At 42.2% G+C, this 23,954-nt stretch carries 20 protein-coding genes; 19 read left to right on the top strand and 1 reads right to left on the bottom strand.

The window, feature by feature from the left end; translation table 11 throughout:
* Positions 1-17 precede the first annotated feature (17 nt).
* From gcvPA to OXB_RS14015, 6 genes are all read left to right on the top strand, one after another.
* Positions 18-1,364 carry an aminomethyl-transferring glycine dehydrogenase subunit GcvPA gene (gene gcvPA / locus OXB_RS14040; RefSeq protein ID WP_041075110.1) on the top strand — a complete coding sequence of 449 codons (1,347 nt, stop codon included), beginning with the start codon at positions 18-20 and terminating at the stop codon, positions 1,362-1,364.
* A complete protein-coding gene (gene gcvPB, locus OXB_RS14035) occupies positions 1,357-2,817 on the top strand; it encodes an aminomethyl-transferring glycine dehydrogenase subunit GcvPB (protein WP_041075109.1) in 1,461 nt (486 codons plus the stop codon). Before gcvPA ends, gcvPB begins: the two co-directional genes overlap by 8 nt.
* A gap of 141 nt (positions 2,818-2,958) precedes the next feature.
* A complete protein-coding gene (gene aroD / locus OXB_RS14030) occupies positions 2,959-3,717 on the top strand; it encodes a type I 3-dehydroquinate dehydratase (RefSeq protein ID WP_041075108.1) in 759 nt (252 codons plus the stop codon).
* 158 nt (positions 3,718-3,875) lie between these two features.
* Complete coding sequence (locus OXB_RS14025; RefSeq protein ID WP_052484050.1) at positions 3,876-4,592, top strand: FadR/GntR family transcriptional regulator; 717 nt, start codon at positions 3,876-3,878, stop codon at positions 4,590-4,592.
* A 14-nt stretch (positions 4,593-4,606) separates the two neighbouring features.
* A complete protein-coding gene (locus OXB_RS14020; RefSeq protein ID WP_041075107.1) occupies positions 4,607-5,818 on the top strand; it encodes a CaiB/BaiF CoA transferase family protein in 1,212 nt (403 codons plus the stop codon).
* On the top strand, positions 5,819-6,769 hold the full coding sequence (locus tag OXB_RS14015; RefSeq protein ID WP_041075106.1) for a hydroxymethylglutaryl-CoA lyase: 951 nt from the start codon (positions 5,819-5,821) through the stop codon (positions 6,767-6,769).
* 42 nt (positions 6,770-6,811) lie between these two features.
* On the opposite strand, the gene OXB_RS14010 is transcribed toward OXB_RS14015, so the two are convergent.
* Entirely contained in the window at positions 6,812-7,315 is a 504-nt protein-coding gene (locus OXB_RS14010; protein ID WP_052484202.1) for a shikimate kinase, read from the bottom strand.
* A gap of 368 nt (positions 7,316-7,683) precedes the next feature.
* On the opposite strand from OXB_RS14010, the gene OXB_RS14005 reads away from it, so the two are divergent.
* The 13 genes from OXB_RS14005 (at position 7,684) to OXB_RS13945 (ending at position 23,938) form a co-directional block, all read left to right on the top strand.
* A complete protein-coding gene (locus tag OXB_RS14005) occupies positions 7,684-9,126 on the top strand; it encodes an aldehyde dehydrogenase family protein (protein ID WP_041075104.1) in 1,443 nt (480 codons plus the stop codon).
* A gap of 55 nt (positions 9,127-9,181) precedes the next feature.
* On the top strand, positions 9,182-10,942 hold the full coding sequence (locus OXB_RS14000) for a thiamine pyrophosphate-binding protein (protein ID WP_041075103.1): 1,761 nt from the start codon (positions 9,182-9,184) through the stop codon (positions 10,940-10,942).
* 40 nt (positions 10,943-10,982) lie between these two features.
* Positions 10,983-11,852, top strand: a complete 870-nt coding sequence (locus tag OXB_RS13995) for a sugar phosphate isomerase/epimerase family protein (RefSeq protein ID WP_052484049.1) — start codon at positions 10,983-10,985, stop codon at positions 11,850-11,852.
* Positions 11,853-12,065: 213 nt separating this feature from the next.
* Positions 12,066-13,094 carry a TRAP transporter substrate-binding protein gene (locus OXB_RS13990; protein WP_041075102.1) on the top strand — a complete coding sequence of 343 codons (1,029 nt, stop codon included), beginning with the start codon at positions 12,066-12,068 and terminating at the stop codon, positions 13,092-13,094.
* Positions 13,095-13,490: 396 nt separating this feature from the next.
* Complete coding sequence (locus tag OXB_RS13985; RefSeq protein WP_041075101.1) at positions 13,491-13,988, top strand: TRAP transporter small permease; 498 nt, start codon at positions 13,491-13,493, stop codon at positions 13,986-13,988.
* Positions 13,988-15,265, top strand: coding sequence for a TRAP transporter large permease (locus OXB_RS13980; RefSeq protein ID WP_041075100.1), 1,278 nt, complete (start codon positions 13,988-13,990; stop codon positions 15,263-15,265). Before OXB_RS13985 ends, OXB_RS13980 begins: the two co-directional genes overlap by 1 nt.
* Positions 15,266-15,350: 85 nt before the next feature.
* Entirely contained in the window at positions 15,351-16,412 is a 1,062-nt protein-coding gene (locus OXB_RS13975) for a TRAP transporter substrate-binding protein (RefSeq protein ID WP_041075099.1), read from the top strand.
* 74 nt (positions 16,413-16,486) lie between these two features.
* Positions 16,487-17,476, top strand: coding sequence for a zinc-dependent alcohol dehydrogenase (locus OXB_RS13970; RefSeq protein WP_041075098.1), 990 nt, complete (start codon positions 16,487-16,489; stop codon positions 17,474-17,476).
* A 16-nt stretch (positions 17,477-17,492) separates the two neighbouring features.
* Positions 17,493-18,677 (top strand): Gfo/Idh/MocA family protein, encoded by a 1,185-nt coding sequence (locus OXB_RS13965; protein ID WP_041075097.1) that lies wholly within the window; start codon positions 17,493-17,495, stop codon positions 18,675-18,677.
* A gap of 490 nt (positions 18,678-19,167) precedes the next feature.
* Positions 19,168-20,241 (top strand): tripartite tricarboxylate transporter substrate binding protein, encoded by a 1,074-nt coding sequence (locus OXB_RS13960; RefSeq protein WP_052484048.1) that lies wholly within the window; start codon positions 19,168-19,170, stop codon positions 20,239-20,241.
* A gap of 12 nt (positions 20,242-20,253) precedes the next feature.
* Positions 20,254-20,736, top strand: coding sequence for a tripartite tricarboxylate transporter TctB family protein (locus OXB_RS13955; RefSeq protein ID WP_158333717.1), 483 nt, complete (start codon positions 20,254-20,256; stop codon positions 20,734-20,736).
* Between the two features lie 12 nt (positions 20,737-20,748).
* Positions 20,749-22,254, top strand: a complete 1,506-nt coding sequence (locus OXB_RS13950) for a tripartite tricarboxylate transporter permease (RefSeq protein WP_041075095.1) — start codon at positions 20,749-20,751, stop codon at positions 22,252-22,254.
* Between the two features lie 253 nt (positions 22,255-22,507).
* Positions 22,508-23,938 carry an aldehyde dehydrogenase family protein gene (locus tag OXB_RS13945; RefSeq protein ID WP_084212484.1) on the top strand — a complete coding sequence of 477 codons (1,431 nt, stop codon included), beginning with the start codon at positions 22,508-22,510 and terminating at the stop codon, positions 23,936-23,938.
* Positions 23,939-23,954 lie beyond the last annotated feature (16 nt).

The following is a 23,954-nucleotide window of genomic DNA, read 5'->3' as shown; positions in this document are numbered from 1 at the left end:
AAAGGGGATAGAAGGGCATGAAGCATCGTTATCTTCCAATGACGGAAACGGATCGCGAAGAAATGTTGAAAGCGATCGGCATCTCATCAGTAGATGAACTTTTTGAAGATATTCCTGTGAAAGTTCGATTTAAAGGAGAATATAACATCAAATCGGCCAAGTCCGAATCGGCATTGACTAAGGAGCTTGCGGCATTGGCCTCCCAAAACGCAAATTCGAGCACGCATGTCTCCTTCCTTGGAGCGGGCGTCTATGATCATTACAAACCAATCATCGTCGACCACGTCATATCCCGTTCGGAATTTTATACGGCATACACTCCGTATCAACCGGAAATTTCCCAAGGGGAATTGCAAGCTATTTTTGAATTCCAAACGATGATCTGTGAACTGACAGGCATGGATCTTGCCAACTCCTCGATGTACGATGGCGGGACTTCGTTGGCGGAAGCAGGTACGCTGGCGGCTGGTCACACGAAGCGTAAGAAATTGCTTGTTTCCGAAACGGTTCATCCGGAAGCCCGCGATGTCGTCACGACCTATGCACAAGGCCAATCCATCGACGTTGTCCTTGTTCCACAAAAAGACGGCATCACGGATATCGACCAACTGGCGTCTTTGGTGGATGAAGAAACGGCAGCGGTGCTCGTCCAATATCCGAACTTCTTCGGTCAAATCGAAGACCTTCAAAAAATAGGCGACCTGACCCATGAAAAAGGCGGTCTCTTCGTCGTATCAGCCAACCCGCTTGCCCTCGGCGTCCTCACGCCGCCAGGGAAACTCGGAGCCGATATTACGGTTGGAGATGCCCAGCCATTTGGGATATCCGAACAATTCGGCGGTCCGCATTGCGGATATTTTGCGGTCACGAAAAAATTAATGCGGAAAGTTCCAGGCCGGCTTGTCGGTGAAACGACAGATGACGAAGGGCGCCGTGGGTACGTATTGACTTTACAAGCCCGTGAACAGCATATCCGCCGTGATAAAGCGACATCCAACATCTGTTCCAACCAAGCGTTAAATGCTTTGGCAGCTTCGGTTGCGATGACTGCACTTGGAAAAGTGGGTGTACAACAGATCGCTTATCATAATATCGCCAAGACCCGGTATGCCAAGGAAGCATTTGAAAAAGCCGGTTTTGCAGTTAAATTTGGAAATGCCCATTTCAACGAGATTGTCGTCGATTGTAAAAAGGCTGTGAAGGAAGTAAACGCCCGTCTATTGGAAAAAGGGATGATCGGCGGTTACGATCTCGGCCTAACGTATCCGGAATTCGCCAATCATGCGTTGATCGCTGTCACGGAACAGCGGACAAAAGAAGAAATCGATGCACTTGTGCAGGAAATGGAGGCCCTTCATGCATAAAGAGAATCAGCCACTTATCTTTGAACTATCGAAAGAAGGCCGCATTGGCTACAGCCTTCCTGAATTAGACGTGCCGGAAGTGAACTTGGCGGATCTGATGCCGACCGATTTTATCCGCGAAGAGGCAGCGGAGCTCCCGGAAGTTTCCGAACTGGATATCATGCGTCATTACACAGCCCTTTCCAACCGGAACCATGGGGTAGACACGGGGTTTTATCCACTCGGTTCCTGTACGATGAAATACAATCCGAAAATCAATGAAGCAGTGGCACGGTATGCTGGCTTTGCCAACATCCATCCATTGCAGGATGAATCGACCGTGCAAGGTGCTTTAGAAGTAATGTACGATTTACAAGAGCACCTTTCCGAAATTACAGGAATGGATGAAGTGACCTTGCAACCGGCAGCTGGCGCACATGGCGAATGGACGGCTCTCATGATGATCCGCGCTTTCCATGAAGCGAACGGTGATTTCCACCGGACCAAAGTAATCGTGCCGGATTCCGCACACGGAACGAACCCGGCATCCGCAACAGTTGCGGGATTTGAAACCGTAACGGTGAAATCAAATGAATTCGGTCTGGTCGATATCGAAGACCTGAAAGCGAAAGTCGGCGATGATACAGCGGCGTTGATGCTGACAAATCCGAACACACTTGGCCTGTTCGAAGAAGATATTCTGGAGATGGCCTCCATCGTCCATGGGGTAGGCGGCAAATTATATTATGACGGAGCTAACCTGAATGCGGTCATGTCCAAAGCACGCCCTGGAGATATGGGCTTTGATGCAGTGCACTTGAACCTCCATAAGACGTTTACAGGCCCTCACGGCGGCGGCGGACCGGGATCCGGCCCTGTGGGAGTTAAAAAGGAACTGGTGCCTTACTTACCGAAGCCAGTTCTCGTCAAAGAGGGAGACACGATTACATTCGATTCGAATCGTCCGCAATCCATCGGCCGTGTGAAGCCGTTTTATGGGAACTTCGGTATTTTCCTACGTGCGTACACGTACATTCGTTCTATGGGACCTGATGGATTAAAAGCTGTAACCGAATATGCCGTCTTGAATGCGAACTACATGATGCGCCGGTTAGAGCCCTATTTTGATCTCCCCTACACGAAGCATTGTAAACACGAGTTTGTCCTTTCAGGGCGTCGTCAGAAGAAATTGGGAGTCCGGACATTGGATATGGCAAAACGATTGCTTGATTTCGGCTATCATCCACCGACGATCTACTTCCCGCTCAATGTTGAAGAGGGCATGATGATTGAACCAACTGAAACGGAATCGAAGGAAACGCTCGATGCCTTTATCGACGCGATGATCCAGATCGCTAAAGAAGTGGAGGAGAATCCTGAAATCGTTCAAGAAGCTCCACATACTACAGTCGTTGGTCGTCTGGATGAAACGAAAGCTGCCCGTAAACCGGTATTGCGTTTTAGTAAAGAGTAAGTTTGAAAGTACATCACTCTCCAGTGGTGTACTTTTTTCCATAGATCAAAATGTCTGTGATACAATAAAGAAAGTTAAAGCGGATGTCCATCTGCGATGAAAAGATTTTCAAAATTCAATACATAGTTGAGGAGAGGTTATATGAAAGCTGAAATGATTCCAGGAAAAAAAGCTCCTTATATTTGTACACCGCTAGTAGGAAAAAATCGGGAGGAAATTATGAAGGAGCTGGAAGCAATTCTTCCTAAAGAGCCAGATATTTTGGAGTGGCGGGTTGATTTTTACAAAGAAATTGATCAATTATCCACTGTACTTGAAACTGCCGAACAAATTGCTGCAACTGCTGATTTACCCATTTTATTTACCATCCGATCTGAAAAAGAAGGCGGGCAATCCATTTCACTTTCAGAAGAGGAAAAAGTAGAATTATTATCTGAAGTTTGTAAAAAGAAGGCAGTGCAGTTCATCGATTATGAAGCAGCCAATGATCCAGAACATATCAAACTAATAAGAGAAGTCTCGAAGAATAATGGAGTTAAGTTGGTTCTCTCCTATCATAATTTCGACTATACACCAGAAAGTGCGGAGATTATCAAGCGTTTACATCTAGCTGAATTTTATGGCGCTGATATAGCAAAAGCTGCCGTCATGCCAAACAGTAAAGACGATGTGCTACGTTTATTAGCATTGACAAAAGAAGCTGACCGAGTAATGAGTATACCCCTCATAACTATGTCCATGGGAAGCATCGGAGGGGTAAGCCGGATCTTAGGATGGGTCTATGGTTCCGTCCTGACCTTTGCAGTGGGCGTCCAAAGCTCAGCACCGGGTCAAATTCCAATTGATACATTGCGAGATGTAATTGTAAGTACGCAAGAATCGTTACCAGATTGGACATAATAAGATTAAGCCTGTTTCTTTTTATGAGAAGCAGGCTTTTATTAATTGACGAAATAAAATATACAGACTATACTAAATGAAAGTGGACTAACCAGTGGTCCATTTTCAATTACCCTAGACGAATGAAATAACTAGTAATTGGGCGGAAGGTGGAAACCTTGAAGGAAAAAATGTTTGTTGAACTGCAGCACACGAGAGTCTATGAGAAAATTGTGGAGCAAATCAGAGGCTTAATTGAAAATGGGACATTAAAGCCGAATGACCGACTTCCAAGTGAGCGAGAGCTTGCTCAAGAATTAGGTTGCAGCCGTACTTCCTTACGTGAAGCTTGTCGAGTTTTAGAGTCGGAGGGGCTAATTGTGTCGAAGGCAGGTGGTGGTCGGTTTGTTCAGGAAGTGGACCAGCGACTTACGCTAACCTATCAGGTGAATCCAGTTGACCTACTTGAACGCACGGCTGTTATGCACTTTTTGGAAGCTCGGGAAGCGCTCGAACCTAAAATTGTTGAGCATGCAAGCGAGAGGGCGACAGAAGAAGACATAGTGAAAATTGAAAACGCGTTACAAGCAATGAAAGAGAAGTTAAAATATCCGGAAGAGAAAGTAGAAGCGGATAGCAATTTCCATCTTGCACTAGCAGAGGCGACTCACAATTTTGTGTTTGTCTCTATGATGGAAATGAATTTGCATTTGTATAGGCAAGTTCGGAAACAGACGTTAAAATCTGCAGATCGTTATTCGGAATCACTCCAAGAACATAAGGAGATTTTAGATGCGATTAAAGCAGGAGATAAAAACAGAGCCATTCAAGCGATGCAAAATCATTTACAGCATTTGCGGGATAATGTACTCGGATTTATCAATAAAGAGGAATAACGGAGGAAATGACAATGGAAAAAGAAAATTTCGGGCCATTAACAGGCGTGAAAGTGTTAGACATTTCCACAATGATCGCTGCCCCCTATGGTGCTACATTACTTGCTGACTTAGGAGCCAATGTAACTAAAATAGAGTTGCCGAATAAAGGGGATACGTTACGAACAGTAGGTCCATGGAAAAATGGAGAGTCACTTAGATGGCCAGGGCTTGCACGGAATAAAAAGTCCATTACGCTTGATATTCGTTCCGATGAAGGTCAAGAAATTTTCAAGAAATTAATTGGCCAAACGGATATTTTAATTGAAAATTTTCGACCCGGAACTCTTGAAAAGTGGGGACTTAGCTATGAAACTCTTAAAAAAGAAAATCCACAATTAATCATGGTTCGAATTTCTGGCTACGGCCAAACAGGTCCTTACAGTACGAAAGCAGGCTTTGGAACGCCAGGTACAGCATTTAGTGGACATACGTATATTCAAGGGTATCCGGATCGTCCGCCTGTAAGCCCGTCCTATTCTTTGTTGGATTATATAACGGGTGTTTATACAGCATTTGCAGCCGTTAGTGCTTTGTATCATCGAGATACAAAGGATGGCGAACCAGTCGGACAGATGGTCGAAATGGGACTATACGAATCGTTGTTCCGCATGTTGGAGTTTTTAATAGCCGAGTATGATCAATCAGGAAAAGTAAGAGAACGGAGCCCCGGCTTGGCGGGTCACTCAAGCCCAGCAGGTACTTACGAAACAAAAGACGGAAAATTTGTCGTTCTAGTTTGCAGTACGGATCCTACTTTTGAGCGACTTGCCGAAGCGATGGAAAGAACGGATATGTTACAAGACGAGCGATATTCAACAAATGCGGCCCGTTTGAAAAATGATCACGAGGTCCAGGAAATCGTAATTCATTGGATCAAGCAACAGACGTTAAAGGAATTGCAGGAAAAACTGGATGCATTCGGGGTGCCTGTAAGCCCAATTTTAAGCATTGCTGATATTTTTGAAGACCCTCATTATAAAGCTAGGGAAAATATCGTAGAAGTAGAACATCCACGCCTAGGAACCGTAAAAGTGCCTGGCATCGTTCCAAAATTCTCCGAAACACCTGGTATGATTCGCCATCGGGCACCCGAGCTAGGGGAGCATACCGAAGAGATTTTGGGCGGACAACTAGGTTTATCCCAGGAAGAATTAGCGTCGTTAAAAGAGAAGGGAGTTATTTAAATGAGTACATTGAAATTACCATCTGATGTGACAATTTGTGAGGTAGCACCACGTGATGGGTTCCAAGCGGAACGAAATTGGATTCCGACTGAAGAGAAAATCCGGATTGTTAGAGCTTTAGCGAACACCGGAGTGCGTTCCATGGAGATTACGTCTTTCGTCCATCCAAAAGCCATTCCTCAATTAAAAGATGCGGAAGAAGTCGTTGGAGCTACGGAAGACTTAACGAATATAAAATTCCGTGCGCTAGTTCCAAATGTTAGAGGCGCAGAGCGTGCTATTTCAGTAGGGATTAAAAAATTAAAGCTCATGCTGTCGGCAACTGATTCTCACAGTCTTTCCAATGCAAATAGTCTTGTTGAAGATGCTCAAAACGGATTTGCACCAATCATAGAATTGGCAGAAAAGCATAATGTTAAAGTGGGTGGATCCATCTCGGTAGCTTTTGGATGCCCTTATGAAGGAATAGTACCTTTGGAGCGAATTGCTTCTATTGTAGAACGATACAAAAAAATGGGCGTAGAGGAAGTGTCGCTTGCAGATACAACAGGGATGGCCAATCCAAGGCAAGTTTATGAATACTTAGCTGTTCTTCAAAAGGATTTTTCGGATATTGAATTCTCTATGCACTTGCATAATACGAGAGGGATGGCATTAGCCAATGCGTTCGCGGCACTTCAACAAGGGGTAACATTGTTTGATAGCTCGATTGCCGGCTTAGGCGGTTGTCCATATGCGCCGGGAGCTAGCGGCAATATTGCGACAGAGGATTTAGTTCATGCTTTTGAGGAAATGGGTATTAAGACGGGCATGAATGTAGACCGCTTAATCGAAGTAGCGAAAGACGTGAAAGACTATTTAGGACATGATGGAGGCAGCTATATGTTGCAGGCAGGACCTTGCTCGGCATTAAGTCCAAAAGTGGCAGCCCAAGAAAAGTTGGAATCGTAAAAAGCCGTACATAGAGATTGTTCTCCAGTACGGCAGATCAGATTAATGAGGCTCATATAAATCCCAAGCGTGCTTTAAAGATTCAACGATATGATCGGCAACTTCCTCGGCAGATTGGTCATCAACCATTAACGAAGAGTTGTTTAGCGAATAAGCGCCTTGTCTTTCATGGAAAAGTTGTTCAATTTCCTCAAGATTACGGTTTTGTAAAACAGGACGATTTTCAATAAGGATGTCAAGACGTTCTTTCCATTCCTCCCAAGAAACATCGAGGTATAAGACCGTACAATTAGCAAGGCAAGCTTCACGCACTTCGGGATGCATAAAGGCGCCGCCACCAATTGAAATGATTTTGAGCTTTTGTTGCTCGCAATAGGATTGAATTAACTCCCTTTCTCTGTCTCGAAACACTTTTTCACCATGTATCGTAAAGATATCAGTTGTTGACATGCCAAATTCTTTTTCAATTTCTTTGTCAATGTCAATGAAGCTACGGTAAAGCTTTTTGGCTACAAGTTCGCCAATAGTGGTTTTTCCAACTCCCATGAAGCCGATTAATACAATATTTTGCTGTCTAACTGGTATTTTTCCAAATATCAAATCAAACACTCTTTCTAAGGATGATAGGTATCTAAATTATAGTACAATGGCATTACTCTGTAAACGCTATTTCACTAGATAGGAGTTTTATTTATATACTAAATGAAACTGATAATTTTTCGAATATTCCTTAAAAGTGTATTGCATTGTTTAAAGGAGTCAGGTAATATGTTGTTCACCATAGAAAAATTTGTTCCTTGCGAATTTTAGTAGATCGATCTAGTAATCATTATACAACATTTTTATGTTAGATCGATCTAGTAACTCTAGTAGATCGATCTAACTCCGCATTTATTGAATGGAAGGTGAATTTTATGCCAGCAGAACAATTAATTAAACAAGCAAGACCGTATGTAAATGGTAAATGGCTGGATGAAGGTCGAGAGGTTATAAACGTCACAAGCCCTTATAAGAAAGAAGTTATTGGGAAACAATTTTACGCCACTATGGAAGATGTGGAAGAAGCACTTGAATCTGTGTTTCTGGCGAAAAAAGAAGTGGCACAAATTCCTTCCTATCAAAGAGCCGCTACTTTAAAAAGAGCAGCAGATCTATTGGAAGAGAGAAAAGAAGCCTTTGCGAAACTAATTTCCTTAGAGCTTGGTAAACCTCTAAAAAACACCTTGGATGAAGTGGCAAGGTCCGTTGAAACTTTGCAGTTGTCAGGAGAAGAAGCTAAACGTTTAGTAGGTGAAACAATTCCTGGAGATGCTTCTGAACGTGGAACCAATTCTGTAGCAATGACGTTTCGTGTGCCGGTTGGTGTGATTGCAGCGATTACGCCATTCAATTCACCGCTGAATTTAGTTTGCCATAAAGTGGGTCCCGCGTTTGCAGCTGGTAATACGGTTATTCTTAAACCGGCCCCGCAAACTTCGCTTGTGGCAGCTGCACTGGTTGAACTTTTTTTAGAAGCAGGGTTTCCTAAAAACTCGATTAACATGCTTCTTGGCGGAGTAGATATCGGCCAGGCTATTGTAAAAGATGATCGAGTAAATGTAATTTCATTTACGGGAGGGACTGTCGCAAGCCGTAATATTTGCAGCATCGCGGGAATGAAAAAAGTGTTATTGGAACTTGGCGGCAATGCGGCCACGATTGTACATGAAGATGCAGATCTTGCTCGAGCAGCTAGACTTTGTGCTCGTACAGGGTATAGCAATTCAGGCCAAAGCTGCATTTCGGTTCAAAGAATTTATGTTCATCAAGCAGTTGTTTCGGATTTTAGAGATTTGTTGAAAGAAGAAGTTGAGAAGTTAGTAATAGGAGATCCACTTTCACTGAAAACGGATGTAGGAACTCTAGTAGATGAAAACGCAGCAGGCAGAATTATAAGTTGGATCGAAGAAGCGATAGAAGCTGGCGCGGAACTTGTAACCGGCGGAAAACAAAATGGAGCCAATGTGTTACCAACGGTTTTATTTAACCCCCCTAAGACAGCCAACGTAGTTTGCCAAGAAGTATTCGGACCTATTGTAAGCATTTTGCCATATGAACATATTGAAGAAGCCATTGAGGAAGCCAATGATTCAGAATTTGGACTTCAAGCCGGTATTTTCACAAATCAACTCGATTTAGCTTACCAAATTGCACATTCTCTTGAAGTAGGGGGGATTGTCATTAACGGGACATCCAATTATCGTCTCGACCATTGGCCGTATGGCGGTGTCAAGAATAGTGGAATTGGCCGGGAAGGTCCTCGTTTTGCGATTGAGGATATGACAGAAACGAAGATGATCGTTCTTCAGCTGTCATAACTTGAATTATTAGAATTGAATTCAAAAAGTTCAGTTATAAGGAGGAAACAAATTCATGAAAGAAGTTATCGCTCGTCAACTCGTCAGGTATTTGGAAGACCGGGGCGTGGAACACATCTTCGGCTTGTGTGGCCATACGAATATTGCGGTGCTTTCCGAGCTGGAAAAAAGCTCGATCAAATTTGTTAATGTACGCCATGAGCAGATTGCGGCGCATGCGGCAGACGGTTATGCCCGCGCGAAAAAACAGACGGCGGTTGTCCTCAGCCACGTCGGTCCCGGCATGACAAATGCGGCAACGGGTGTGGCCAATGCAGCGCTGGATTGCATTCCAATGGTCGTCATCGCAGGCGACATCCCAAGCCATTACTACGGGAAACACCCGCATCAGGAAGTAAACCTCCACGCAGACGCCACTCAGTACGAGATTTACCGTCCGTTCGTCAAACGGGCATGGCGGGTCGACAGCGCGCATCTGTTCCCAGAAATTCTGGAGAAAGCGTTCCAATTGGCGGAAACAGGGACACCAGGTCCGGTGCTCGTTTCGGTCCCGATGGACATTTTCTCGATGGAACTGGAGACATCGTATTTCGACTTCCAATCCCATCATACGAAATCGCTTCAAAAGCCGTCTATGGATGACCAAACAGCGGAAGCGATTCTGAAAACTTTGGTCAACGCGAAAAACCCGGTCGTTTACGCGGGGGGCGGGATATTGCTTGCGGACGCAGCAAAAGAGCTGGCGGAATTCGTCAACCATTTCGATTTCCCGGTAGCCCACTCCTTGATGGGCAAAGGCGCAGTAGCGGACGACAACCCACTCGTCCTTGGGATGACAGGCTTCTGGGGGACGGAGTTCATCAACCGGAAATGCCGCGAAGCGGCCTATCTTTTTGGGCTTGGCACGCGTTTCGCGGAAGCGGACAGCAGTTCATGGGAAAACGAGTATACGTTTGACTTCCCGAAAACCAAGCTCATCCAAATTGATATTGAAGCGAGCGAGATTGGCCGCAACTATCCAGTAGAGCTCGGCGTTGTCGCGGATCTGAAGCAGGCATTGACCGTGCTCAACCGTGTGGCGAAGCGTCTCTATCCGGAAGGGCGTCAAAACGAGTCGCTAAAACAAGAAATCGCCGAAAACAAGCGCCAGTTTAAAGCGAGCAACGAGCCATACATCCAGGACAACTGCTTTCCGATGCAGCCGCAGCGCATCTTGGCAGAAGTTCGGGAAGTCTTGCCGCGCGACGCGTATATTACTACCGATGTCGGCTGGAATAAAAACGGCGTCGGCCAGCAGTTCGACATTTACGAACCCGGAACGATCTTTACGCCAGGTGGCTTTGCGACGATGGGCTTCGGGGCACCTGCTGCACTCGGCGTAAAAGTGGCGCAGCCGGACCGTGTTGTCGTGTCGCTGGTCGGGGACGGCGGTTTCGGGCAGAATCCAGCCCTTCTTGCGACAGCGGCCGAAGAAAATATTCCGGTCATCTGGGTGATCATGAACAACTTTGCTTTTGGAACAATTGCAGGTCTGCAAAAAGCGCACTACGATACGACACTTGGCACGCTGTTCACGAAAGACGGTCAGCCTTACTCACCGGACTTCGCAGCCATTGCACGGGCCTATGGCGTAGAAGGCATCAAGATCGAGAAAGCGGAAGAGTTTAAGCCGGCACTCGAGCAAGCGATCGCGGCGAATAAACCAGTCGTCATCGATGTCGCTATGCTAAACAATCCAGTCCCGACCGCCGGACACTGGAATATCATGGACATCTACTCACCGGATAAGAAGGTTCACCACGTGTCTACGAATTAAAAACTAGATTACCAGACAATATAAGAATGGAGGATTACCATTGCAAAACCAATTTTCATTAGCTCAACTGACTGTTCTTGAATGTGCTCCACCTGAAATGACATACCTTGCGGCTCGCGCAGGGTATGACTTCGTAAGCTTCCGGCCGATCTATATGGGCCTTCCTGGCGAGCCGAATTATGCACTCGCTGAAAATAAAGAAATGATGAAGCAAACAAAGAAAGCGCTCTCAGATACGGGATTGAAACTGTTGGATATTGAACTTGCCCGTATTTATGACGAGGTGGATCCAAAAAGATATGTTCCGGCAATGGAAGTGGCGGCAGAGCTAGGGGGGCGCCATGTACTTAGCAGTATTTGGACAGATGATCGGAGCTTTGCCATCGAGAAATTTGCAGAACTCTGTGAGTTGGCAAAACCGTTTGGGCTAACTGTTGAATTGGAATACGTTCCGATTGCGAGCGTATCCAACTTGGCAGATACCTTATCTGTATTACGAACAGCCAATCAAGATAATGCCGGCCTAATGCTCGATATCCATCATTTTCACCGGGCAGGGGATAAGGTGGAAGATTTGGATGCCGTTCCACGCGAATGGTTCCGTTATCTTCATCTATGTGATGCACCTGGAAAAATTCCAACATCAAAAGAAGAAATGACACGTATTTTACGCGAAGAGCGTTCTTATGTTGGGGAGGGCGGCATTGATGTAGCAAGCATCGTAAATCGCATTCCGAGGGTTCCCTATTCCATCGAGCTGCCAAACATTAAACGTGTCAAAGAATTAGGCTATGAAGAGTTTGCGAGACGTTGTTTAGTTACAGCGAAAGAATATTTACACGCTCACCCAAGAACGGATGATGTGTATGCAGTATCTGGAAAAGATGCCCGATTAAATATAGATAGATAAGTAGATAAAGAATGTTTGATCCCATCGTTCGGCTGATCAAACATTCTTTATTTATTAGCAAATGTTAAATGTCAGAAAATTATGGACAGCAAAATGAGCATATGGTATTATCTTGAATAAATGGTTCACTTCGCTGAATTAAGTTCCGTACAGTGGACCTGGAAAGGAGAACACTTAAAAAGCACTAATATAAGAATACGAGGGGGAGTACAAATGAAAAAAGCAAAAATTCTTTCAATCTTTATGGTATGCTTAGTTTCAATTTTTTTAGCTGCTTGTTCTGATAACTCTGAAAGTGGCCAACAAAATGTGGCTCAATCTGAAGAAATAAAAGTTATGAAATTCGCTTCTATTAATACAAGTGATAGATCGATTACATTAGCGATGAATAAATTCGCAGAACAAGTTGAAAAAGAAACAAATGGCCAAATTAAAGTTGAGGTGTTTCCAGATAGCCAATTGGGAGGTGAAAGAGATAATTTTGAGGGCTTACAATTAGGCTCGTTACAGGCGTCCATTATTTCAACAGCCGTATCTTCCTCTTTTTCTCCCAATTTAAGTATTTTAGACTTACCGTTTTTATTTAAAGATCATCAGACCGCTTATAATGTATTAGACGGAGAGATTGGTAAGAAACTTTTAGATGAAATGATAGACCAGGGCGTGGTTGGAATGAATTTCTGGGAAAACGGCTATCGTCATTTAACAAATAATATTAGGGAAATAAGAACACCAGACGATTTAAAAGGGTTGAAAATTAGAACAATGGAAAGCCCTATACATCTAGATGTGTGGAAGGAGCTAGGAGTCCAGCCAACGCCAATGGCTTTTCCGGAACTTTTCACTGCTCTTCAACAAGGAACAGTTGATGGGCAAGAAAATCCGTTTGTAGTTACAGCGACGAATAAGTTTTTTGAGGTTCAAGACTATTTAACAGTTACCCAACATGTGTATGGAGCAAATATATTTTTGATTAGTGACAAGTTTTGGAAGACTCTTACCGATGATGAAAAAGAAATTATTACTAAAGCAGGAGAAGACGCAAAAAATTATCAACGTGAAGTTGAGCAACAACAAGCTATTGAGTTTTTAACTGTCTTGGAAGAAAACGGCATGAAAATTACTGAATTGAATGATAACGAGCGACAGCAATTTATAGATAAAGTACAACCAATTTATGAGAAGTATTCGAAAGAATTAGGCAAAGAGCTAGTTGAAGATTTGCTCGAAGCCGTTAAGTAATAATTAATTATTTTAAGAGAGCTGCCTCCTTAAATCCGGTGAATTAGGAGGCTCTTTCTTTTTTAAAAGCTAATGATTCGAGAAAATATCTTACAATAAATTAAATATTATTCACAAAAGATAATGACAATTTTATTGTTCTATGGTATCCTTTATTCATAGTTCCGCCTGGTAGTAATATAGTTCCATACAGTGGTACTCGATTTTGTGGTCGAATCAAATGCTAGACATTTTTAGATCGATCTAAATTTTTGAAAGCGCTATCGAGTTAGCATAGGGACAATTGAATTAAGGATTGGAGAGAAGCATGTATAGACTTAAGAAGTCATCCATTCTATTTTCTAACTATATTACTAAAAAATTGTTTGAACAATCATTCGCTGGGAGTGAAATATTTTGAAAAAATTTATCTATCTGATGGATAAAGTCAATTTTCTTTTGAAAATTCTTTTAGGCACGTTTTTAGCAATTTCTTTAGTACTTCTTACCTGGCAAATCGTTGCAAGAGCCGTTTTTAACTCTCCGCTAACTTGGTCGTCCGAACTATTACGGTATTTACTCGTTTGGATCACCTTCTTAGGAGCTGGCTTAGCGATACGGTACCAAAAATTAATTCGCTTGGAATTTTTGTTTTCCCTAATTAAATTTCCACCAACTCTTGAAAGAGCAATTCGTGGAATAGCAGTAATTATTACAATGGTGTTTTGTGTAATTATCTTGTTATTCAGTCTTCAAATATTGGAGATTGTTCATTTGCAAAAATCAGCTGCTTTACATATTCCAATGTCAATTCCATATTTGGCAATCCCTTTTGGCAGCTTAATTATGCTGTTCAATACATTGGTTGCTTGGCTTGAAGGTGACTGGGATAAGGAAGGAGGCGAAGTAGTCTAATGGGTCCGCTTCTCTTATTCGGTTCATTTATGTTTTTTCTGATTATTAGTGTGCCGGTTGCGATATCAGTTGGATTATCCTCGGCCATCATGATTTTCCAAGATGGAATGCCGCCAACCGTAATTATTCAACGCTTGTTTACAACTATTGATTCTTTCACCTTGTTAGCGGTTCCTTTTTTTATCCTAGCAGGTGCTTTGATGGAAAGAGGGGGGATGTCCAAGCGCTTAGTTGATTTTGCCTATGCAATTGTGGCATCAAGAACCGGTGGATTAGGGATGGTTGCCGTCTTGGCCTGTATGTTCTTCGCTTCAATTTCCGGATCGGGAGTAGCCACAGTAGCCGCGATCGGATCTATCATGATTCCTGCAATGGTTGCTAAAGGATATGATAAAGGATTCGCTTCCTCAACAGTCGCCGCTGCAGGTGAATTAGGAGTTGTTATCCCGCCGAGTATTCCGCTCATTCTTTATGGGGTAGCGGCAGGGGTATCCATAAAAGATTTATTTTTCGCCGGAATCATTCCGGGTCTCATGATTGGAATTACATTTATGATACTCGTGTACATTGTTGCAAAAGTAAAAGACTATTCAGGCGACACCGGATATACATGGAAAGAGAAGTTTGTTTCCTTTAAAGATGGCATTTTAGCCTTGATCATGCCTTTCATTATACTAGGCGGTATTTATAGTGGTATTTTCACACCGACTGAATCGGCTGTTGCAGCTTGTGTTTACGCGCTGATCATTGGGCTCTTCGTATATAAAGAGTTGAAGTGGAGCGAGCTGCCGCAAATCTTCTATAATGCGGCATTAACAAGTTCGGTTGTTCTGGTCATCATTGCAAACGCAGGTTTGTTTGGCTGGATTTTAACTAGTGATGGGGTTCCTCAAACAGTTGCTACATGGTTTAGCGGCATCTCGAATAACCCAATTATCTTCTTACTAATTATTAACTTACTTCTATTTATTGTCGGCATGTTCTTTGATTCGGGAGCGGCCATTCTCATTCTGGCTCCAATACTTGTTCCTGTAGCCATCACTTATGGGATCGATCCAGTCCACTTTGGGATTGTCATGATTGTTAACTTAGCGATGGGGATGATTACACCACCATTTGGGGTTAACCTCTTTATGGTAAGCCAGGTTGCCAATATTCGAATGGAGCAATTGATAAAGTATACAGCTCTCTTTGTTCTCGTCATGGTATTTAACATCTTACTATTAAGTTATATCCCAAGTATTTCTACTTGGCTGCCTCAAGTGTTTACAAAGTAACACTGATTTCGTTGAAAGCGGTATGCCAGACTGTTGCCTGGCAACCTTTCAAAATATATAAAATAAAAAAGGAGTGGGGAAAACGATGAAAAAATTGTATTTCGTCATGCTGTTATTAGTTGCCCTCGTATTGGCTGCCTGCGGAGGGGGCTCTTCTTCGGAAACGAATGAAGGATCTGCTTCTGCCGATAGCAAACCAACAGAAAGTACAAGTGGTAGTTCTGGAAAGACGACTATCATGAAAATTGGATCGACTGATAAAAAAGATGTGGCGATGGGGAAGGCCATGTATAAGTTCAAAGAGGTTTTGGAAGCGGAAACAAACGGTTCGATTACAGTAGAAGTATTCCCTGATAGCCAACTAGGCGGAGAGCGAGATATTATTGAAGGAATTCAGTTGGGTTCAATTCAAGGAGGACCTATTGGTGCAGCAGTCATGTCAAACTTCTCACCTCGTTTTAACCTCTGGTCTCTACCATTTATTTTCCCAACTCGGGAAAAGTCACATGAAATATTAGATGGTCCGCTTGGACAAGAAGTATTAGCTGACTTAGAAGACATCGGTATCATCGGATTTAATTTCTGGGAAAGTGGAATCCGTAACCTTACAAACAACGATGGAGAAATCAAGACACCAGATGATTTGAACGGATTGAAGATTAGAACATTGGAAAACCAAATTCAGTTGGATCTTTGGACTGAACTAGGTGCAGTGCCGACACCAATGGCATTCCCTGAATTATTTACTTCCTTGCAACAAGGAGTAGTATCGGGTCAAGAAAATCCATTCAGTGTTATTGCGGAAGCAAATTTCTATGAAGTTCAAAAGTATTTAACAGAAACACAACACTTAATCGGAGTTAACCCTTTCTTAGTTAATAAAAAATTCTATGAAGGCTTAACAGAAGATGAACAAGTCGCTATTAAAAAAGCAGCTGATGAAGCACAAAAGTTCCAACGCGAAGAAAAAGCGAAGGAAGACGCTCATTACAAAGATCTCTTGATCGAAAAAGGAATGCAGATCACTTCATTGACACCTGAAGAGAGACAAGTATGGGCGGATAAAGCAACACCAGTTTATGAGAAACACAAGAATGAAATTGGAGAAGACTTGGTTAATAGACTGTTAGAAGAAGCAAGTAAGTAAGTTATAATGCGGTCCAAATAAAGTAGATTTATTTGGACCAATTTTTTTATCAAAGTACAGAAAGGCTGATCAGAATGTTAGAGTTGTTTATTGAAAAGCCTTTGCATTTGGAGCTGAGGGAAAATAGCGAAACACGTTCCCTAAAGGATGATGAAGTCAGAATAAAAGTAAAATATGGCGGGATTTGCGGATCAGATCTGAGTGTGTATAAAGGGAAGTTTTCACATGCAGTATATCCAATTCGGCCAGGGCATGAGCTCGTTGGAACCATTGTGGAAAAAGGGAAATATTCTCCATATGAAGAGGGAACCCGTGTAGTCGTTTTACCAAATACATTCTGTTCTGAATGTGAAATGTGCAAGCAAGGGAAAACAAATATTTGCGTAAATAAAAAAGCAGTCGGGATTAATCAAGAGGGCGGTTTTGCGGAGGAGTTCATCATTTCTTCTCGATTTGTTTGGCCTATTCCTGATGATTTGTCCGATGATCGAGCTATCCTAATTGAACCTTTTGCAGTGGTGGTCAGTGGATTAAACAAAGTTAAGATTTCGGAAGGAATGTCTGTAGCAGTCGTGGGCACTGGAGCTATTGGACTGTTGGCAGCTTCTTTAGCATATTCGTTTGGAGCAAATGTGACGGGGATTGATGTCAACACAAAAAAACATCAATTGGTAAGAGAAATTGGTAATATTCGAGCAGTGTACCCTAATGATATTAAAGATGAGAAATTTGACATTGTCATTGAAGCGGCAGGAACTGAAGAGGCTGTTATCCAATCCATCCAAATTTTAAAACCTGGAGGTTCCATGGTCGCTTTGGGAATCACGGGTGATGTTAAGATCCCTTACATTCAAGTTGTGCGGAATGATTTAACGATCTATGGATCGATTATTTATAAATTTCCGCAAGACTACGAAAAAACGATAGAATACTTACGAAATCCAAGCGTAAATGTAGACTCAATCGTATCAAAAATTGTTTCCCTACAAGAATATCAAACAGCCTTTCAAGATGCCTTGTCAGGAAATTTTGGTAAGATTTTGATTGATTTTAATATTAAATAGGAAAAGGGGAATTCCGATGAAAACTGTTACTGTCGGATTAGTCGGAGCTGGGTATGCGGCGCATTTGCATGGAAGAGGGTATTCCAAAGTTCATGGTGTTCAAGTGCGATTAAAAACGATCGTCGACCTGGATGAGAAGCGTGCGAAAGAGATTGCGAAGACATATGGCTTTGAACATATCAGTTCGGACTATCAAGATCTTCTAAACGATGAAGAGATTGATGTAATTGATATTGTGACACCTCCCCATCTTCATCTATCCTTTGCCTTACAAGCGATTAAAGCAGGAAAACATGTAATTTGCGAGAAGCCATTAACTGGATATTTTGGAGAGTCATCAGATGAAAAACCAATAGGCCATCATGTACCCAAAGCCAAAATGTATGAAATCGTTTTGAAGGAAATTGAAGAAGTGAAACAGGTGATCGCATCAAGTAATCGCTTATTTATGTATGCGGAAAACTACATTTACTCTCCAAATGTGCTAAAAGCAGCGGAAATTATTCAGCATAAAAAAAGTAAGTTATTATTTATGAAGGGTGAGGAGAGTGTCCGAGGATCCAGTTCGGCTGTTGCAGGAAATTGGGATAAAACAGGCGGTGGAGCTTTAATGCGCATCGGCTGTCATCCGGTTTCGGGTGTTCTATGGCTAAAGCAAGTTGAAGCAAAAGCTCGAGGCGAAGAAATTTCTGTAGAAAGTGTTCACGCAGATACAGGTAATCTCATTACATCTCTAACTGATTACGATAAGCGTCATTTAACAGGCAATCCAATAGATGTAGAGGATTTTGCCAATGTCACCATTACTTTTTCAGACCAAACAAAAGCTGTTGTCATGGCAAGCGACCATGTATTGGGCGGAACGAAAAATTATATTGAAATATATGCAAATGATGGTGTCATGCATTGTAATATTACGCCAACAGATAATTTAAGAACCTATTTCTTAGATCAAGAACGGTTGGATGATGTGTATTTTTCCGAAATGATGGAAGAGAAAGTAGGTTGGAATAATCTGTTTGTCGCAGAGGAAATTTTGAGAGGATACACTGGAGAGCTGCAAGATTTCATGGAATGCGTTGCAGAAAATAGGCAACCCCTTTCCGGCATAGAGCTTGCGTACGAAACAATTCAGGTAGTGTATGCAGCCTATTTATCGGCAAGTGAAGGAAGACGAATATATTTGGCGGATGAAATATAGATTAATATTACGCCAAAGCAAACAGGATCAACCTGTATTATACAGATTCAAAAAAATCGCTTCCTTTTAATAGTGTCTTTTTTTGCAATGGTGTGAAATGAACCATTTTCCAAATATCCTTGATATCAAGCTTTTAGATATCTGACAACTCTATCAATATTTTTATTTTGTAAAAAAGTAGATGTTTTTTAATTCAAAATGAAGAGGAAAACAAAATATTTTTTATAAAAGTAAATTAATATTGTAATTCTAAGAAGAATGAGTTAATGTTGTGTCAACGCTTACATCTAATTGTTCTAATTTTGAAAGGAGGGAAATATGATAAGGAGGTAGATCGATCCAAAAATTGTATATTTTCAAAAATCTTAGTTAAGAGGTTTAGAAAGTGTGAAATTTGGTATTTAAGGTGGATCGATCCAAAAGAGAGGATAAAATGTAAACGTCAGAATTAGTTATTTTAAGTTTAAGAATGAAATAGGGGGATATGAAAATGAAGTTTCGTATGTTAGCAGTTTTACTTATTGCGCTAAGCATGATTCTTGCTGCATGTAATTCTGGTTCATCCAGTTCATCATCGAATGAGAGTGCAGGTGCAAAAGAGTCCGATCAAGGATCAGAAGAGAAAAAGGGATCTGCAATTGACGGCACGATGACTGGTGTTGTTCAATGGGCGGCAGGCGGAGCGGCAGATACGATTTCCCGTGCGATTGCTCCTCTAGCTGAAAAAGAATTAGGCCAATCCATTGTTATGACTAACAAGCCTGGAGCAACAGGTGCGATTGCCCTTCAACACGTTTTAGATCAAAAACCAGATGGAAAAACATTATTATTCGCTGCGGAAAACCCTGCACTTTATGGAGTTCTAGATATTTCGAAAAGTGACTTTGATGATCTTTATCCAATCAACATTTTCTCAGCGGCACAAACAGCTATTATTGTACCAAAAGATTCGAAGTACGAAACAATGGCTGATCTAGTCGAAGATGCAAAAGCAAACCCTGGAAAAGTGAAAATGGGTTCAACTGGTCCTGGAGGACAGCCATTCGTAGTAGCTACCATGTTAAGTACTGTTTCACAAACACAATTCAACTTAGTGCCTTATGATGGAGATGGCCCACTCGTTTCTGCCATCCTAGGAAATCACTTAGACGCTTCAGCTGTTGGACTTACTGCCGCGATTGAAAATGCGAAAGCTGGTAAGATCAAGGTTCTAGCGATTACAGATACAGAGCGTGTGGAAGACTTGCCAGATGTTCCTGCAATTACAGAGGACGTTCCTGAAATGGAAAAATTCTTACCTTGGGGTCCATTCTATGGTGTTTGGGTAAGAAATGATACTCCAGATGAAATTAAAGAAGAACTGACAGAAGCCTTTAAAGCTGCCCAAGCAGCACCAGAATTCCAAGAATTCTTAAAACAAACTGACGGTGTTTCACTCGGACTAACAGGCGACGAGGCAGTCCAATACTGGAAAGATTGGCAATCGAAGACAGCTTGGATCCTTCATGAAGCCGGTGAATCAAAAGTAGATCCTGCTACTCTAAATATCGAGAAAAAGGAATAAGAGATTATGCTAGTGCATCGAATTATTCCGGGTCTATTATTTGTAATAGCAAGTACCTTACTCGTGTTATCGTTCTTTATTGAAGGGCAAAAGGTTACTGATTTTTCATCAGCGGCCTTTTTGCCTGCGGTAACTGCATTTCTCATGCTTGTCTGCTCCCTTTTCATTATGAAAAGGGGAGTGGCGGCGCCTTCACCTCACTCGGTTCCAGAACCAGGTGAGCAAGAGGATGAGGAAGAAAGCTTAGTGGAAATTGAAGACATCACCAAGAAACAACTGTATGTTCGTTTAATTTCCTTTACCGTTGTAACGATTATATTCGCATATTTAATGAACTTTCTTAACTTCCTAATCATCTCTTTCGTATTTTTATTTGGAGCTATGATCCTATTAAATAGGAAGAAAATCGTTACGGCTCTCATTGTTTCCATTATTATGTCAGGTGTGTTTTATTACTTATTTTCATCAGTTTTCAAGATTGTGTTTCCCACGTAAGGAGAGTGTAAAATGATAGAGCAAATGTTAATACCTCTATTAGATATAAAGTTATTTTTGCTTGTAGCACTTGGGACGCTACTTGGATTTATCATCGGTGCTTTGCCTGGTCTTTCCGTCACAATGGGTGTGACACTATTAGTTTCCCTTACTTTTACGTGGGATACACTTTCCGCAATTGTCATTATGATCTCCGTCTTCTTCGGTGGAGTATATGGCGGGTCGCGAACCGCTATCCTAATTAATATACCGGGAACCGCCTCATCACTTGCTGCCACTTTTGATGGTTATCCGTTAACCAAAAGGGGGGAGGCCGGCAAGGCCATCGGGATTGCGACGATATTCTCGGTCATCGGCGGGCTTTTCGGACTTGTAGTCTTGGCAACAGCTGCTCCTTTCCTGACAGATCTAGCTTTGCAGTTCGCTCCTCGAGATTACTTTCTCATTATGTTTCTCGGTATTTTATTAGTTGGTAGTTTGACAACCGATTATTTACCTAAATCTATCTTCGTTGCAGGAGCTGGAATTATTCTTGGCTTAGTTGGGATCGATACAATGACGGGGGCAACCCGCTTTACTTTTGGTAATTTAGAACTGATGGGCGGCATTAACTATATCGCCTGTTTGCTCGGGTTGTTCGGCTTAGCCGAAGTTTTTTTTCAACTTCATAATTTAGGGAAAAGTAAAGCAAATGTGGTGATTGGAAAAGTCCTCCCGCCATTTCTGTCTTTGCTTAAGTATCTACCGATCACTCTACGAACATCGATTATGGGGGTTGTCGTAGGTGCGTTGCCGGGAGCAGGCGGGGAAATTGCATCTTTACTGGCTTATGACCACGCAAAACGAACAACTAAAAAGCCAAATCGTCCATTTGGAAAGGGAGCTTACGAAGGTTTAATCGCTCCGGAAACGGCTGTTATGTCAGCTGTTGGCGGAGCCCTTATTCCAATGTTAACGCTTGGTATACCTGGAGATGCGGTAACCGCTGTTTTGATCGGGGCTCTCCTTATCCATGGGTTGAATCCAGGACCTATGCTATTGATTGAAACCCCGGATTTATTTTGGGTCATTGTTGGAACTAGTGCTATTTCCCTTATTTTTGTTCTAATTTGGGGACTATCGGCAATATCGCTGTTTGCACGGGTTATTACCATTCCTAAGTATATATTATTGCCTATCATTGTGTTCTTTACTGTAATTGGATCTTATGGAATTAACAACAGCGTAACAGATGTGTACTGGATGATTGCGTTCGGTATCATTGGTTACTTCATGAAACTCTATAAATTCCCAGCAGGTCCGATGGTCTTAGGTATTATTCTTGGTCCACAAATGGACGTCTATTTGAGAAGATCCATTATTTCCGAAGAAGGAAGCGTACTCGGATTTTTAGGAAGCTTAGTCAGCCACCCGATCAGTTTGGTTTTGACACTATTTATCGTCATTACGCTATTTACACAAACTGCCTTGTACCGAAACATTAAAAATAAAATGTTTAAACCAAAACCGATTTCCTAATTAGGAAAGCTCTTTCTGCGGGGTCTATTATAATAGAAGAAACTCACTATCTTTTTATGAAAACAACCTTTCTGCTCTTGGAGAGGTTGTTTTTTTACAGAAAGAAAATGATTTCTTTTTTAACTTGAAAAGCATTGCTAATTCTCAGAACTTATTATAAGATTACATTAAACGGGTTCCGCTCTGTAAAATAGAGTTCCGTTTTTGCGGCATACCAAAATACTCTTTTAAATAACTATTGGAGGAGATTGTATTGTCAAGTATTGAGACAAAACCGAAAACATTAACAGAAGAGCAACAGCAGGAACTAGATTTAGCTTTTGAAAAAGCTAGAAAAGCATTAGCAATTATTGAGACATATGATCAGGAAAGAGTGGATCGCTTGTGCCAGGCAGTTGCTTGGGCGGTATCCAATAAAAAAACGTTTGAACGATTGACGGATATGGGAATCGAAGAAAGCGGCCTGGGCGATCCTGAGAGCCGTATGAATAAACGCTTTAAAATCCGAGGTATATTGAGAGACGCACTTCGCCAAAAAAGCGTTGGAATTATTGAAGAAATACCGGAAAAGGGAATTGTTAAATACGCAAAACCTGCGGGAATCATTTCTTCCATTGTCCCAACAACAAATCCGGATCTGACACCTGCTGGGACAGCGATTTACGCAATCAAAGCTAGAGACGTTGTCATTTTCTCTCCACACCCGCGTGCGAAAAAGACATCGTATGAAACAGTGCAAATCATGCGCGAAGCACTTGAAAGAGAAGGCGCGCCCGCAGATATTTTGCAATGTTTAACGAATGTCAGCATTCCGATGACAAAAGCTTTAATGGAACGGGCTGACCTAGCTCTAGCCACAGGTGGAAAAGACATGGTGAAGAGTGCATATAGTTCAGGAACGCCTGCTTATGGGGTAGGGGCTGGAAACTCGACGATGATCATTGATGAAACTGCTGATGTAGCCCAAGCAGCAAGAAACTCCATGTTGAGTAAAACATCTGACTTTGGATCGGGATGTTCAGCAGATGGAAACTTAATCATCAGCGATCAAATTTTTGATGACATGCTGGCTGCTCTAGTCAAGGAAGGCGCTTACTTAGCGAATGAAGAGGAAAAAGAAAAACTTCGCAACGTAATTTGGGACAAAGACGGAAAACGTTTGCCATCCACAGTTGCAATCGCTCCACAGCAACTAGCAGAAATTGCTGGATTTAGCATTCCGGAAGACCGTAAATTTATCGTTGTCCATGGAGATGGAATCGGGAAAGAGCATCCTTTCTCAGGCGAAAAATTGACCACATTGATGGCGGTGTATCAATACGAAGGGGAATTCGAAAATGCTCTTGATATGATGCGTGCGATTTACGAAGTGGGCGGAAAAGGGCATTCTTGTGGAATTTACTCCTACAATGATGACCATATCCATCGTTTAGCGCTTGCTGCTCCTGTCAGCCGTATTATGGTTCGTCAGCCTCAATCAAAAGCAAACGCGGGAGCATTTGATAACGGTATGCCAATGACATCAAGCTTAGGCTGTGGAACATGGGGCGGCAACATCGTTTCGGAAAACGTGAATTTAAAACATTATATGAACACGACTTGGGTTTCTCGTCAAATTCCAGTGGATCGTCCGTCCGATGAGGAATTGTTCGGTGAATTCTATAATCCGGAACTAGAGAATTAATTGACACTTTGAAAAT

The organism is Bacillus sp. OxB-1 (assembly GCF_000829195.1).
Lineage (GTDB): Bacteria > Bacillota > Bacilli > Bacillales_A > Planococcaceae > Sporosarcina.
Note: the sequence above shows the minus strand (reverse complement) of the source record. Positions and strands in the feature narration are given on the sequence as shown.